At 72.1% G+C, this 12334-nt stretch carries 15 protein-coding genes; 10 read left to right on the top strand and 5 right to left on the bottom strand.

The window, feature by feature from the left end:
- Window positions 1-14: 14 nt before the first annotated feature.
- The 4 genes from rfbA (at window position 15) to ACN261_RS23870 (ending at window position 3232) form a co-directional block, all read left to right on the top strand.
- Window positions 15-932 carry a glucose-1-phosphate thymidylyltransferase RfbA gene (gene rfbA / locus ACN261_RS23855; protein ID WP_421481873.1) on the top strand — a complete coding sequence of 306 codons (918 nt, stop codon included), beginning with the start codon at window positions 15-17 and terminating at the stop codon, window positions 930-932.
- Entirely contained in the window at window positions 929-1537 is a 609-nt protein-coding gene (gene rfbC / locus ACN261_RS23860; RefSeq protein WP_425852218.1) for a dTDP-4-dehydrorhamnose 3,5-epimerase, read from the top strand. The genes rfbA and rfbC overlap by 4 nt, the downstream gene beginning before the upstream one ends.
- A gap of 83 nt (window positions 1538-1620) precedes the next feature.
- The gene (gene pafA, locus ACN261_RS23865) at window positions 1621-2979 is read left to right on the top strand and encodes a Pup--protein ligase (RefSeq protein ID WP_088646860.1); all 1359 of its coding nucleotides are present in this window, start codon (window positions 1621-1623) and stop codon (window positions 2977-2979) included.
- A 55-nt stretch (window positions 2980-3034) separates the two neighbouring features.
- The gene (locus tag ACN261_RS23870) at window positions 3035-3232 is read left to right on the top strand and encodes a hypothetical protein (protein WP_088646859.1); all 198 of its coding nucleotides are present in this window, start codon (window positions 3035-3037) and stop codon (window positions 3230-3232) included.
- 83 nt (window positions 3233-3315) lie between these two features.
- On the opposite strand, the gene ACN261_RS23875 is transcribed toward ACN261_RS23870, so the two are convergent.
- Window positions 3316-4401, bottom strand: a complete 1086-nt coding sequence (locus tag ACN261_RS23875) for a DUF3866 family protein (RefSeq protein ID WP_421481875.1) — start codon at window positions 4399-4401, stop codon at window positions 3316-3318.
- 54 nt (window positions 4402-4455) lie between these two features.
- Window positions 4456-5526, bottom strand: coding sequence for a cation diffusion facilitator family transporter (locus tag ACN261_RS23880; protein WP_421481876.1), 1071 nt, complete (start codon window positions 5524-5526; stop codon window positions 4456-4458).
- A 110-nt stretch (window positions 5527-5636) separates the two neighbouring features.
- Between ACN261_RS23880 and ACN261_RS23885 the strand changes: the two genes are divergently transcribed.
- From ACN261_RS23885 to tatC, 5 genes are all read left to right on the top strand, one after another.
- Window positions 5637-6635, top strand: coding sequence for a helix-turn-helix transcriptional regulator (locus ACN261_RS23885; RefSeq protein ID WP_421481877.1), 999 nt, complete (start codon window positions 5637-5639; stop codon window positions 6633-6635).
- Window positions 6632-7627 carry a helix-turn-helix transcriptional regulator gene (locus ACN261_RS23890; RefSeq protein WP_421481878.1) on the top strand — a complete coding sequence of 332 codons (996 nt, stop codon included), beginning with the start codon at window positions 6632-6634 and terminating at the stop codon, window positions 7625-7627. The genes ACN261_RS23885 and ACN261_RS23890 overlap by 4 nt, the downstream gene beginning before the upstream one ends.
- 13 nt (window positions 7628-7640) lie before the next feature.
- Window positions 7641-7886 (top strand): hypothetical protein, encoded by a 246-nt coding sequence (locus tag ACN261_RS23895; RefSeq protein WP_421481879.1) that lies wholly within the window; start codon window positions 7641-7643, stop codon window positions 7884-7886.
- Window positions 7887-8100: 214 nt separating this feature from the next.
- On the top strand, window positions 8101-8454 hold the full coding sequence (tatA, locus tag ACN261_RS23900) for a Sec-independent protein translocase subunit TatA (protein ID WP_363655222.1): 354 nt from the start codon (window positions 8101-8103) through the stop codon (window positions 8452-8454).
- Between the two features lie 18 nt (window positions 8455-8472).
- Window positions 8473-9426 carry a twin-arginine translocase subunit TatC gene (gene tatC / locus ACN261_RS23905; RefSeq protein ID WP_421481880.1) on the top strand — a complete coding sequence of 318 codons (954 nt, stop codon included), beginning with the start codon at window positions 8473-8475 and terminating at the stop codon, window positions 9424-9426.
- Window positions 9427-9488: 62 nt separating this feature from the next.
- Here tatC and ACN261_RS23910 read toward each other — a convergent pair whose 3' ends face one another.
- Window positions 9489-9821, bottom strand: coding sequence for a hypothetical protein (locus ACN261_RS23910; RefSeq protein WP_425852223.1), 333 nt, complete (start codon window positions 9819-9821; stop codon window positions 9489-9491).
- Between the two features lie 400 nt (window positions 9822-10221).
- Here ACN261_RS23910 and ACN261_RS23915 point away from each other — a divergent pair, with 400 nt between their 5' ends.
- Window positions 10222-10719: a hypothetical protein gene (locus ACN261_RS23915; protein WP_421481883.1), complete on the top strand. Its 498-nt coding sequence runs from the start codon at window positions 10222-10224 to the stop codon at window positions 10717-10719.
- A 47-nt stretch (window positions 10720-10766) separates the two neighbouring features.
- Here the strand turns inward: ACN261_RS23915 and ACN261_RS23920 are convergent, their stop codons facing one another.
- Together ACN261_RS23920 and ACN261_RS23925 are read right to left on the bottom strand one after the other, a co-directional pair.
- Window positions 10767-11516 carry an amino acid ABC transporter ATP-binding protein gene (locus ACN261_RS23920; RefSeq protein WP_421481884.1) on the bottom strand — a complete coding sequence of 250 codons (750 nt, stop codon included), beginning with the start codon at window positions 11514-11516 and terminating at the stop codon, window positions 10767-10769.
- Complete coding sequence (locus ACN261_RS23925) at window positions 11513-12307, bottom strand: amino acid ABC transporter permease (protein ID WP_425852226.1); 795 nt, start codon at window positions 12305-12307, stop codon at window positions 11513-11515. The genes ACN261_RS23920 and ACN261_RS23925 overlap by 4 nt, the downstream gene beginning before the upstream one ends.
- Between the last annotated feature and the right edge of the window lie 27 nt (window positions 12308-12334).

Below are 12334 nucleotides of genomic sequence, written 5' to 3' on the forward strand. Positions count from 1 at the left end.
GGTAGGCTCCCCCGGTGCGTGGAATCCTTCTCGCTGGTGGCACCGGGTCCCGGCTGTGGCCGATCACCCGGGCGGTGTCCAAGCAGCTGATGCCGATCTTCGACAAGCCGATGGTCTACTACCCGCTGTCGACGCTGGTGATGTCCGGGGTGCGGGAGATCCTGGTGATCACCACCCCGGAGGACCAGGACCAGTTCCAGCGGCTGCTCGGCGACGGCAGCCAGTGGGGGCTGCGGCTGGAGTACGTCGCCCAGGCCCGCCCGGAGGGCATCGCGCAGGCGTTCGTGCTCGGCGCGGACTTCATCGGCGACGACTCGGTGGCGCTGGTGCTGGGTGACAACATCTTCCACGGCGTCGGCCTCGGCCGGCAGTTGGCCGACAACGGCGACCTGGTCGGCGGTCGGGTGTTCGCCTACCCGGTGGCCAACCCGCAGGCGTACGGCGTGGTCGACTTCGACGCCGACGGCCGGGTGCTGTCGATCGAGGAGAAGCCGGCCCGGCCGAAGTCCCGCTACGCGGTGCCGGGACTGTACTTCTACGACAACCGGGTGGTCGAGATCGCCGGCAAGCTCACCCCGAGCGCCCGGGGCGAGCTGGAGATCACCGCGGTCAACGAGGCGTACCGGGAGGCCGGCGAGCTGTCGGTCACCGTGCTGGACCGGGGCACCGCCTGGCTGGACACCGGCACGTTCACCTCGATGATGCAGGCCGGCGAGTTCGTCCGGGTGATCGAGGAACGGCAGGGCATGAAGATCGGCTGCGTCGAGGAGGTCTGCTGGCGGGCCGGCCTGATCGACGACGCCCGGCTCCGCGCGCTGGCCGAGCCGCTGACCAAGAGCGGCTACGGCGACTACCTGCTGGGCCTGCTGGCCGACGGGCACGACGAGGCGGTGCCGAGGGCGGCGCGGTCGGGATCGGAGGGGGTGCGGTGAAGATTCGCCCGCTGAGCATCGAGGGCGCCTGGGAGGTCACCCCGCGGCAGCACGGCGACCCGCGCGGCCTGTTCATGGAGTGGTACCGGTTCGACCACCTCGCCGAGGCGGTCGGTCACCCGCTGCGGCTGGCCCAGGCCAACCTGTCGGTCTCCGGCCGGGGCGTGGTGCGTGGCATCCACTTCGCCGACGTCCCGCCCGGCCAGGCCAAGTACGTCACCTGCGTACGCGGGGCGGTGCTCGACGTGGTGGTGGACCTGCGGACCGGCTCGCCGACCTTCGGCCGCTGGGAGGGCGTCCGGCTGGACGACACCGACCGGCGGGCGGTCTACCTGGCCGAGGGGCTGGGGCACGGCTTCTGCGCGTTGACCGACGACGCGACCCTGAGCTACCTCTGTTCGACCACCTACAACCCGACCGGGGAACACGCGGTGCACCCGCTCGACCCGGAGTTGGGCATCGAGTGGCCGGTCGAGGTGCCGCAACTGTCCGCCCGGGACGCGGCGGCACCGACGTTCGCGCAGGCCAGGGCGGCGGGAATGCTGCCGGACCACGCCGCCTGCCAGGAGTTCGTGGCCGGCTTGGGGCGGGACGGGACGGCATAGCCGGACCGGATCCGAGTGACCGGAGCACACTACCTGTGCTGTGACAGTGACGAACCGACCCTCCGGGCGGCTAGTGTCACATCATGGAGCGGCGAATCTTCGGCCTCGAGACCGAGTACGGCGTCACCTGCACCTATCGCGGGCAGCGACGGCTGTCCCCAGACGAGGTCGCCCGGTACCTGTTCCGCCGGGTGGTGTCGTGGGGCCGGTCGAGCAACGTGTTCCTGCGCAACGGGGCCCGGCTCTACCTGGACGTCGGGTCGCACCCGGAGTACGCCACTCCGGAGTGCGACTCGGTCACCGACCTGGTCGCCCACGACCGGGCCGGTGAACGCATCCTGGAGGGCCTGCTCGTCGATGCGGAGAAGCGGCTGCACGACGAGGGCATCGCGGGTGAGATCTACCTGTTCAAGAACAACACCGACTCGGCCGGCAACTCGTACGGCTGCCACGAGAACTACCTGGTGTCCCGGCACGGTGAGTTCGGCCGGCTCGCCGACGTGCTCATCCCGTTCCTGGTCACCAGGCAGTTGATCTGCGGCGCCGGCAAGGTGTTGCAGACCCCGCGCGGGGCGGTCTACTGCCTGTCCCAGCGGGCCGAGCACATCTGGGAGGGCGTCTCCTCGGCGACCACCCGCAGCCGGCCGATCATCAACACCCGTGACGAGCCGCACGCCGACGCCGAGCGCTACCGGCGGTTGCACGTCATCGTCGGCGACTCCAACATGAACGAGGTCACCACGCTGCTCAAGGTCGGTTCGGCCGACATCGTGCTGCGGATGATCGAGGCGGGCGTGGTGATGCGCGACCTGTCGCTGGAGAACCCGATCCGGGCCATCCGGGAGGTGTCGCACGACATCACCGGCCGGCGCAAGGTACGCCTCGCCTCCGGCAAGGAGGTCAGCGCCCTGGAGATCCAGCAGGAGTACCTGGCGCGGGCCACCGAGTTCGTCGAGCGTCGCGGCGGCGACCAGACCGCCAAGCGGGTGGTGGAGCTGTGGGGCCGGGTGTTGAACGCGGTGGAGAGCGGCAACCTGGACCCGGTGGCCCGGGAGATCGACTGGGTGAGCAAGCTCCGGCTGATCGAGCGCTACCAGCGCAAGCACGACCTGCCGCTGTCGCACCCCCGGGTGGCGCAGATGGACCTGGCCTACCACGACCTGCGCCGGGGCCGGGGCCTGTACGGGCTGCTGGAGCGGCGCGGCCAGGTGGACCGGGTGGCCACCGACCCGGAGATCTTCGAGGCCAAGGAGACCCCGCCGCAGACCACCCGGGCCCGGCTGCGCGGCGAGTTCATCAGGCACGCCCAGGAGAAGCGGCGCGACTTCACCGTCGACTGGGTGCACCTGAAGCTCAACGACCAGGCGCAGCGCACCGTGCTCTGCAAGGACCCGTTCCGGGCGTACGACGAGCGCGTGGAGCGGTTGATCGCGAGCATGTGACCAGGGGGCCGGCGGTCGGTGACGGCCGCCGGCCCACCGGTAGGCTGGCGGGGCGATGAACGATTCCGAATCCGCCGACCGCGAGCGCGGCGACACCCAGCGGCTCAACTGGATCGACAGGCGTCGGGCGAAGATCCGCGACGAGATCGCCCGCAACCGCCGGGGCGAGTACACCGTGCCGACCTGGGTGCTGACCGTGGCGCTGGTCGTCATCGTGGTCGGCTGGCTCGCGTTGATCTTCCTGGTCGGCTGACGCCGGTCCGGCACCGGCTTCGGCGGGACCTCGGGTCAGCGGTGACGGTCGCGCAGACCGCGCTGCCGGGTGGTGCCGCCCGGTCAGCCGAGCAGCGCGGCGGCGTGCCGGCCGGCGGCTGCCGCCGCGAGGAAGTAGGCGTGGTCGGCGTCCAGACCACGGCCCATCGTGGACAGTCGCACCGGCAGGGCCCGTAGCGCGGCGTCCAGCCCGTCGGTGTCGACCCGGACCAGGGTGTGCCGGTCGGCCAGCGGGGCCAGCGCGGCGTCCACCCGGGCCGCCAGCTCCGGCGGCAGTCCGTCCGGCACCACCAGCTCCGCCGGGGCCAGCGCCACCCGGCCGTACGCGGTGAGGCTGTGGTGCGACACCCCCTGGTGCCGGGGGCGGGCGTCGGCGTCGGAGATCCGTAGCGACCCGACCGGCCGGCCACCCAGCACCGCCACCGCGTTGACCGCCTCCCCGACGGCGACGCCGGAGAACCCCCACCGGGTGCCGGTGCCCAGGTTGCCCGGCCCCTGCGCGACGATTGCCACGTCGGCGCGGAGCACGTGCCGGGCGGCCAGCAGGCCGGTGTGCAGGGTGGCCGCCTCCAGGTCCCCGCCGAACGCCTGCCCGACGCTGACCGTGCCGACCAGCACGTCGCGCAGCCCGTCGAGGGTGCGGGAGAACCAGGCCGGCAGCGCGCCGCCGTCGGTGAGCAGGTACGCCACCCGGGCCCGGGGGGCGTCGGCGTGGATGCCGGCCAGGATCGCCGGCAGGGCGGAGTGCAGGTCGGCGGTGACCACCGGCAGCCCGTCCAGGTCGTCGACGGCGGCGAGCAGCGCGTGGTGCGGCGACGCCTCCTCGTCGACCCCGAGCATGATCGGCTGCAACGGGGTGTACCGGGCCTTGACCAGGTGCCCGGCGTCGCGGGTGTCGCCGGCCTGCGGCGGGTCGGCGGGCAGCCGGTCGGGCAGGGCGACCACCAGGGCGTACCCGCCGGTGCCGAGGCCCATCAGCAGCGCGCCGGCGTTGAGCAGCACCCGGTCGCCGGGGACGGGGTCGCCGACCAGCTCCGGGTAGGCCAGCGCGCGCATGGTGGCCCCGTCGGGCAGGGCGACGTCGAGTTCCACCGCGCCGGCCCACCGTCGCCGTACCGCCGTGACCGTCCCGGACCGCCATCGCACCATGCCCGGCACGCTATCGCCGGCGGCCCGGCCGGCCGCGTGCGGGGCCGGCCGCGGTCAGCGTCGGCCGTCGGCCTCCTGATCGGACGGCCCGTCGGTCGGGCGCGCGTCGGCGGCCGGGCCGGGGTACGCCGTGTCGGGCGGGGCGTCGCGCACCGGGTCGGGCTCCTGCTGGGTCCGCCGGGCGTGGCGGCCGGCGCCGGGCAGGGACCGGGTGGGGTCGAGGAAGACGTACCCGATCTCCGGGTAGCGGTCGGTGAGCCGCCGTTCGGCCTCGTCGGCGTCGGCCTCGATGTCGGCCCCGGTCGCCTCGTCCCGGAAGTCGATCTTGGCGGCCACCAGGATGTCGTCCGGGCCGAGTTGCATGGTCAGCAGCGTGTCGACCCGGTCCACCGTCGGCAGGCCGGCCAGCTCGCGTTCGATCTCGTGGTGCAGCCGTTCGGGCACCGCCCGGCCGACCAGCAGCGAGATGTTGCTCCTGGCCAGGATGGCGGCGACGACGAGCAGCAGCAGGCCGATCAGGATCGAGGCGACGCCGTCGAACAGTTCGTCGCCGGTCCACTGCGACAGGCCCAGCCCGACCCCCGCGATGAGCAGGCCGACCAGGGCGGCGCTGTCCTCCAGGAACACCGCCTTGACGGTGGTGTCGGCGGTCAGCCGCAGGAACCGGCGCGGGGTGGTCCCCCAGCGGCGGGACTCGCCGCGTACCTGGCGGACCGCGCGGGCCAGCGACACCGACTCGATGGCGAAGGAGACCGCCAGCACCACGTACGAGATCAGGTAGTCGCCGCTGTGCTCGTGCACCAGGATGGTGGTCACACCGTGGGTGATCGCGAAGCCGGCACCGGCCACGAAGGTGAACAGCGCGGCCAGGAACGCCCAGACGTAGCTCTCCTTGCCGTACCCGAACGGGTGCCTGACGTCGGCGGGCCGGGCCCCCCGGCGCAACGCCAGGTAGAGCAGCACCTCGGTGGTGGTGTCGGCGACCGAGTGGGCCGCCTCGGAGAGCATCGCCGCCGAGCCGGAGATGATCCCGGCGACCAGCTTCGCCACCGCGATGGCGAGGTTCGCCGCCCCCGCCACCACGACCGTGCCGACGCTCTCGCTGTTGCCTTCGGCCTCCGCCATGCGGTCACCGTAAGTCCGCCGGGCCGCCTGCGCTGGGCGGCGGGGTGTCCGTCACGCCACACCCCGCGCGGGTGCACGGGTATCGCGCCCGGGCTGCTAGCGTTCACCCCGTGTCGCGGAGTCGTACCGAACGCCTGGTCAACCTGGTGATCTGTCTGCTGTCCACCAGGCGGTTCCTGACCGCCGCGCAGATCGCCGCGACCGTACCCGGCTACGAACACGATCCGGACGACGCCCGGGAACACGAGGCGTTCCAGCGCAAGTTCGAGCGGGACAAGGCGGAACTGCGCGAGCTGGGGGTGCCGCTGGAGACCGGGACGGCCAGCGTGTTCGACGCCGAGCCCGGTTACCGGATCGCCCACCGGGAGTACGCCCTGCCCGACATTCCGCTCGAACCGGACGAGGCCGCCGCGGTGGGCATCGCCGCCCGGTTGTGGCAGCACGCCGGGCTGGCCGCCGCCGCCTCCTCGGGGCTGGCCAAGCTGCGCGCGGCCGGCGTGGACGTCGACCCGCAGGCCACCCTGGGGCTGGAGCCGATGGTCACCGTCGATCCGGCGTTCGCCCCGCTCACCGCCGCCGCCCGGGACCGCCGCGAGGTCACCTTCGACTACCGGGTGCCCGACCGGGACGCGCCGACCCGCCGCCGGCTGCAGCCGTGGGGCGTGGTCTGCTGGCGGGGCCGCTGGTACGTCGTGGGCCACGACCGGGACCGGGCGGCGACGCGTTGCTTCCGGCTGTCCCGGGTGACCGGCGCGGTCCGGGTCACCGGTGCGCCCGGCGGCTACGAGCCGCCGGCCGGTGTCGACCTGATCTCGCACGTGGCCACCTGGTCCGGGCCGGTCGAGCGGACCGGTCGGGCCACCGTGCTGGCCACCCCCGGGCGGGCCGCCGGGCTGCGCCGGTGGGCGGTGCAGAGCGTGCCCGGCCCCGACGGCGACCGGCTGGTGCTGCCGTACGCCGATCCGGAGTCGCTGGCCGGTCAGCTCGTCGGCTACGGCCCGGACGTCCGGGTCCTGGACCCACCCGAGGTGCGCGACGCGGTGATCCAACGGCTCAAGGAGATCGCCGCCCGGCACGACGAGTTGGCCGTGGCCGGGGGTGCCCGGTGACCCGCCCCGCCGCGCGCACCTCCGCCGACCGGCTGGCCCGGCTGCTGAACCTGGTGCCCTACCTGCTGGCCCGGCCGGGCATCGAGATCGCCGAGGCGGCCGGCGACCTGGGCGTCACCGAACGGCAGCTGCGCGAGGACCTGGAGCTGCTCTGGGTCTGCGGGCTGCCCGGCTACGGCCCGGGTGACCTGATCGACATGGCCTTCGACGGCGACCGGGTGACCATCACCTACGACGCCGGCATCGACCGGCCGCTGCGCCTCACCCCGGACGAGGCGCTGGCCCTGGTGGTGGCGCTGCGGATGCTCGCCGAGACCCCCGGGGTGGCCAACCGGGAGGCCGTCGAACGGGCCCTGGCCAAGATCGAGAACGCGGCCGGCGACCTGGTCGGCGCCCCGGTGGCGGTCCGGCTGCCCGGGGAGAGCCAGCGGGTGCAGGAGCTGCGCGCCGCGGTCGAGCGACGGCGGGCGCTGCGGATCACCTACTACACCGCCGCCCGGGACGAGAGCACCGACCGGGTCATCGACCCGCTGCGGATGCTGATGGTCGACGGTCGCGCGTACGTCGAGGCGTGGTGCCGCCGCGCCGAGGCGGTCCGGTTGTTCCGGGCCGACCGGATCGACGCGGTGGTCGAGCTGGACGAGCCGGCCGTGGTGCCGCCGCAGGCCCGTCCGCACGACCTGCGGCAGGGGGTGTTCCAGCCGTCACCGGACCTGCCGCTGATCACCCTGCGGATCGGCCGGGGGGAGCGGTGGATCACCGAGTACTACCCGTGCGAGCGGGTCGAGGTCGACGGCGACCACTGGCTGGTGTCGCTGCGGGTGACCGACCTCGACTGGGCCCGCCGCTTCGTGCTCGGGCTCGGCCCGGACGTCACCGTCCTCGCCCCGGTCGAGCTGGCCACCCAGGTACGCGCCCAGGCCGCCGCCGCGTTGGAGGCGTACGCGACGCCCGCCTCGGCCGGCCCGGCGGGCGCGGTGCCGTGCCGGTAGGCTGACCGCCGTGGTGAAGTGGATCGTTCTGGCGGTGCTGCTGTTCGCGCTGGTCGTGTTGGCCCTGGCGGTCCGTCCGGTGCTGGTGCGACTGCCCCGGCTGCGCCGGGCGGCGATGGCGTTGCAGCGTCGCCAGGCCGAGGCCGAGACGCTGCGGCACAGCGCCGAGGCGTTGCAGGAACGGGCCGAGGCGTTGCAACGGCAGACCGAGACGACCCAGCAGCGGCTCGAACTGATCAAGGCGAAGCGCGGGAGTTGATCGACAGCGGTCGGTGGGCGACCCGCCCGCAGCCTGTCTGGAGTCCGTTTCACGCAGCTCTGCACCCGTCCAGGTGGTTGACGGGACACTCGCAGGTGGTCAAGACTTCACCGGCCGGGCCGCATCAGCGGTGGCCCGGCGGGTGGCAGCAGCCCGTCACGCACGTACGATGGGCTTCGACACACCCTTCGACACAGAGCGACTGGAGCTTCCCATGGGTGCCCTCAAGCCGTGGCACATCGCCGTACTCGTGGTCGTGCTGATCCTGCTGTTCGGCGCGAAGCGGCTCCCCGACGCGGCCCGCTCGCTCGGCCGTTCGCTGCGGATCATCAAGGCGGAGACCAAGAGCCTGGCCGACGACGACCGCGACCTGGCCGAGAAGGCCGACGCGCAGGCCGGCTACCAGCCGCTGCCGCCCCAGCAGCAGCCCGTGCAGCAGCAGCCGTACGCGCCGCAGCCCCAGCAGCAGTACGCCCCCCAGCCTCAGCAGCAGTACGCGCCGCCGCAGGCTCCGCAGCAGCCGCTCGCCCCGCCGGTCGACCCGGTGCAGCGCGTCCGCGACAACTGACCGAAGGGCCCGATCACCGTGGCCTTCGCACTCCGTAAGCGCGGCCCCAGCACCTTCGAACGGGCCGCCGACGGCTCCATGACGCTCATGGAACATGTCCGTGAGCTGCGGAACCGGCTGTTCCGCGCCTCGCTGGCGATCGTGGTGGGTCTGATCGTGGGCTTCTGGCTCGCGCAGCCCGCGTTCGATCTGCTCAAGGAGCCGTACTGCCGCCTGCCCGGTGCCCTCGACGGTTCGGGTGAGTGTCAGCAGTTCCTCCAGTTGTCACCGGCGGACGGCTTCATCCTCAAGCTGAAGCTGGCGCTGTGGATCGGTCTGATCGTCGGCGCGCCGGTCTGGCTCTACCAGCTGTGGGCGTTCATCGCGCCCGGCCTGCACCGGCACGAACGCAAGTGGGCGTACGTCTTCGTGTCGATCGCGGCGCCGCTGTTCGCCGCCGGTGCGGTCCTGGCCTACCTGGTGGTGGACAAGGGGCTCGCGTTCCTGATGGAGTCCGGTGTCACCGGGCTGTCGACCCAGCTCGAGGTGACCCGCTACATCTCGTTCGTCACGAACATGATCCTGCTGTTCGGGGTGGCGTTCGAGTTCCCGCTGATCCTGCTGATGCTCAACTTCACCGGCGTGGCGAGCGCGAAGCGCCTGCTGAGCTGGTGGCGGGCGGTCATCTTCATCTGCTTCGCCTTCGCCGCGATCGCCACCCCGGACCCGGGTCCGTTCGGCATGACGCTGCTGGCCCTCTCGCTGTCGCTGCTGTACTTCGTCGCGGTCGGGGTGGCGTTCATCAACGACCGGCGCAGGAGGCGGCGCGACGGCTCCTACGCGGGGTTGAGTGACGACGAGGTGTCGCCGCTGGAGTTGGACGACGATCCGGTGGTGGCGACACCGGAGCTGGAGTTGTCCGAGCCGGTGCACGCCTCCGAGCCGGTCGCCCCGCCCAGGCCGATCGACCGCCGCTACGACGACATGACCTGACGGCGTAGCCGTCGCGGGCCCCTGACGGTGTTGCCGTCGGGGGCCCGATCCGTAGGGCGAGATCAGCGCGGAGTGGTGCCGACCCGATCGTCGTGTTCGCGGTCCTCCAGCGCCTCCAACAAGAACCTCAGTTCGGATGCCCGCCGTTGGCCGCTGCCGGTCAGCTCGTAGGCCCGGTGCCGATCGTCCATCCGTACACCCACCAAGCCTTTTCGTCGCAGCCGGTCCAGGGAGCGGGTGATGTTCCCGTCCGGCAGTCGGACCCCGGCCTTTTCGACAGTGGCGCGCGCTAATTCGCTGAATCGTGCGGGCTGATCCGCGAGGCAGAGAATAACGAGTGCCTCCCAACGGTGGGAGAACAGTTTGTCCAGGTCGCGAAGATATTCAAATTTCACGCGCTAACCCCCGTGTGAACGCGATGTGTCACGTACGCCAGTTCCATTCCTGGTCGTTCGTGCACCCCATGCAACCCGGGCGCCTGCGCCCTGTCAAGCGCGGTGGGGCGCACCGGGACCGTGCCCGACCCCGCCAGCCGCGCCAATCCTGCCCGATTGGCACTGGTGCGGGCTGTTATCGCCGTGCCCGCCCCGCGTCCGGCGTTTCGGGCCAGGGGTTTGACGGACTCTGCTGCTCCTGGGCACACACAGAGTGTGCGTCCGATCGCGCCGTAGATTCCACGACCGCCGTACCGATAGACCTTTGGTGTCCATCGGACTTGACGTCACCGGCCGGCTGAAGGGCGTACGACCGCAAAACCGGCGATGGCGTCCACGAATAGTGGCGGAGGAAGTCACCATGAACGGAAAACTGATGTCCAGGCGTCGTGTGGCCCGCATGCTCGCTGTCGTTCCTGCGGTTGCGGCGGCGGTAGCGGTGGCCCCGGCGGCGGCGCAGGCTGCGTGCACCTCTCCGACCTTTTCGGTCTATCCGGGTTCCGGCATCTCGAACGTGCGGTACGGCCAGGTGGACTTCCACTTCACGGCGTGCAGCAATCAGGCCCCGTCAGCCTGGGCCGCCTCCGTGGGCACCGCACAGGTCAACTCGACGGGCAAGAACCTCGGTTTCTTCATCGACGGCGTGTCGATCCCGACCGACTCGATCGGCTCGTCGACCAGGTACTGGACCGGCAAGATCGCAGCCAGCACCTGTACGCCACGGGTGGGCTTCCCGTGCTCGCGCTCGTACTCGATGACGGTGAAGTTCAGCGCCTCCCTCGACCGCTTCGGCAACCCCCAGATCTACATGGGGACCCGCTCCGCGCCCACCGGGATGGCGCTGTTCACCACCCCCTGACCCGAGCCGGCGACCGGAGCGGGTGCTCCGGTCGCCGGCCGGCGTGCTCACAGCACCTGGGACAGGAAGCGGCGCAGCCGGGGGTGCCGCGGTGACTCGAAGACCGCCGCCGGTGCGCCGGCCTCCAGCACGACGCCGTGGTCCATGAACGCGACGGTGTCGGCGACCGAGCGGGCGAAGCCCATCTCGTGGGTGACCACCACCATCGTCATGCCCCCGGCGGCAAGGTCGGCCATCACCCCGAGCACCCCCTTGACCAGTTCCGGGTCCAGCGCCGAGGTGGCCTCGTCGAAGAGCATCACCTGGGGTTGCAGGGCCAGCGCCCGGGCGATCGCGACCCGCTGCTGCTGCCCGCCGGAGAGGTGGGCGGGCCGGGAGTCGGCCTTGGCGGCGAGGCCGACCAGCGCCAACTGGGAACGGGCCAGCGCCACCGCCTCCTCCTCGGGCAGCTTCTTGAGCCGGCGCAACGCCAGGGTGATGTTGCGCAGCACGGTCATGTGCGGGAACAGGTTGAACTGCTGGAAGACCATCCCGACGCGCTGCCGCAGGGCGTCCGGGTCGTCGCGCAGCACGCTGCGCCCGTCGAGCAGGACGTCACCGGAGTCCGGTTCGATCAGCCGGTTCACGGTGCGCAGCAGGGTGGACTTGCCGGAGCCGGACGGGCCGATGACGCAGGCCGTGGCGCCCCGGGCGACGTCCAGGTCGACGCCGCGCAGCACCCGGTTCGTCCCGAAGGCCAGGTGCACGTCGCGCAGGCCGAGGCTGACCGAGGTGGTGGTCGCGGTGCCGGTGCTCATCGGGGGTCCTCCCGGGTGGGGCGTGGTGGTGGAACGGTCGCGCCGGCCAGGGCCAGCCCGCCGTCGTCGTCAGGGTCGACGGTGGCTGTCCGACCCTGGCGCAGCCGGCGGTCGATGGCGTTGACCGCGTGCGTCAGCGGCACGGTCAGTAGCAGGTAGCACAGGCCGGCCAGCAGCAGCGCCGACTGGTTGCCGGTGTTGGCCGCGTAGTCCTGCCCGATCCGGAACAGCTCCCGCTGGCTGGCCAGCAGGCCGAGGAAGTAGACCAGGCTGGAGTCCTTGATCAGCGCGATCAGCTGGTTCACCCAGGCCGGCAGCACCCGGCGTACGCCCTGCGGGACGATCACCAGGCGCATCGCCTCACCCCAGGAGAAGCCCAGCGCGCGGGCCCCCTCCAGCTGCGCGGCCTCCACGCTCTGGATACCGGATCGGAAGATCTCCCCGATGTACGCGGCGGCGATCAGCGACAGCGCCAGGATGCCCAGCGGGTACGGGTTGGGGCCCCACACCTGCATGCCGAGCGGGGCCAGGCCGACGCCGATCAGCAGGATGGTGGCGGCGGCCGGCAGGCCCCGGAACACGTCGGTGTAGACCCGGGCCGGCCAGCGCAACCACCGGGTACGGGAGATGCCCGCCACGGCCAGCGCCATGCCCAGCACCGAGCCGAGCAGGGCGGCGGAGACCGCCAGGATCAGCGTGTTGGGCAGCCCGACGGTCAGCATCTCGGGCAGCGCCTCGCGCATGGCGTCCCCGTCGAAGAAGGTCTCCCACAGGGTGCTCAACGGATCCATGGTTCTCCTACCGCCCCGCTCGCTGGT

The organism is Micromonospora sp. WMMD723, from assembly GCF_049863385.1.
Classification (GTDB): Bacteria; Actinomycetota; Actinomycetes; order Mycobacteriales; family Micromonosporaceae; genus Micromonospora; species Micromonospora wenchangensis.

What these genes read in the sequence shown, in the direction of transcription:
- ACN261_RS23875 (WP_421481875.1), bottom strand. Translation starts at nt 4,401, where the DNA reads ATGGTGCGATGGCGGTCCGGGACGGTCACGGCGGTACGGCGACGGTGG.
- tatA (WP_363655222.1), top strand. Translation starts at nt 8,101, where the DNA reads ATGGGTGCCCTCAAGCCGTGGCACATCGCCGTACTCGTGGTCGTGCTG.
- ACN261_RS23880 (WP_421481876.1), bottom strand. Translation starts at nt 5,526, where the DNA reads ATGGCGGAGGCCGAAGGCAACAGCGAGAGCGTCGGCACGGTCGTGGTG.
- ACN261_RS23925 (WP_425852226.1), bottom strand. Translation starts at nt 12,307, where the DNA reads ATGGATCCGTTGAGCACCCTGTGGGAGACCTTCTTCGACGGGGACGCC.
- ACN261_RS23915 (WP_421481883.1), top strand. Translation starts at nt 10,222, where the DNA reads ATGAACGGAAAACTGATGTCCAGGCGTCGTGTGGCCCGCATGCTCGCT.
- ACN261_RS23870 (WP_088646859.1), top strand. Translation starts at nt 3,035, where the DNA reads ATGAACGATTCCGAATCCGCCGACCGCGAGCGCGGCGACACCCAGCGG.
- pafA (WP_088646860.1), top strand. Translation starts at nt 1,621, where the DNA reads ATGGAGCGGCGAATCTTCGGCCTCGAGACCGAGTACGGCGTCACCTGC.
- ACN261_RS23920 (WP_421481884.1), bottom strand. Translation starts at nt 11,516, where the DNA reads ATGAGCACCGGCACCGCGACCACCACCTCGGTCAGCCTCGGCCTGCGC.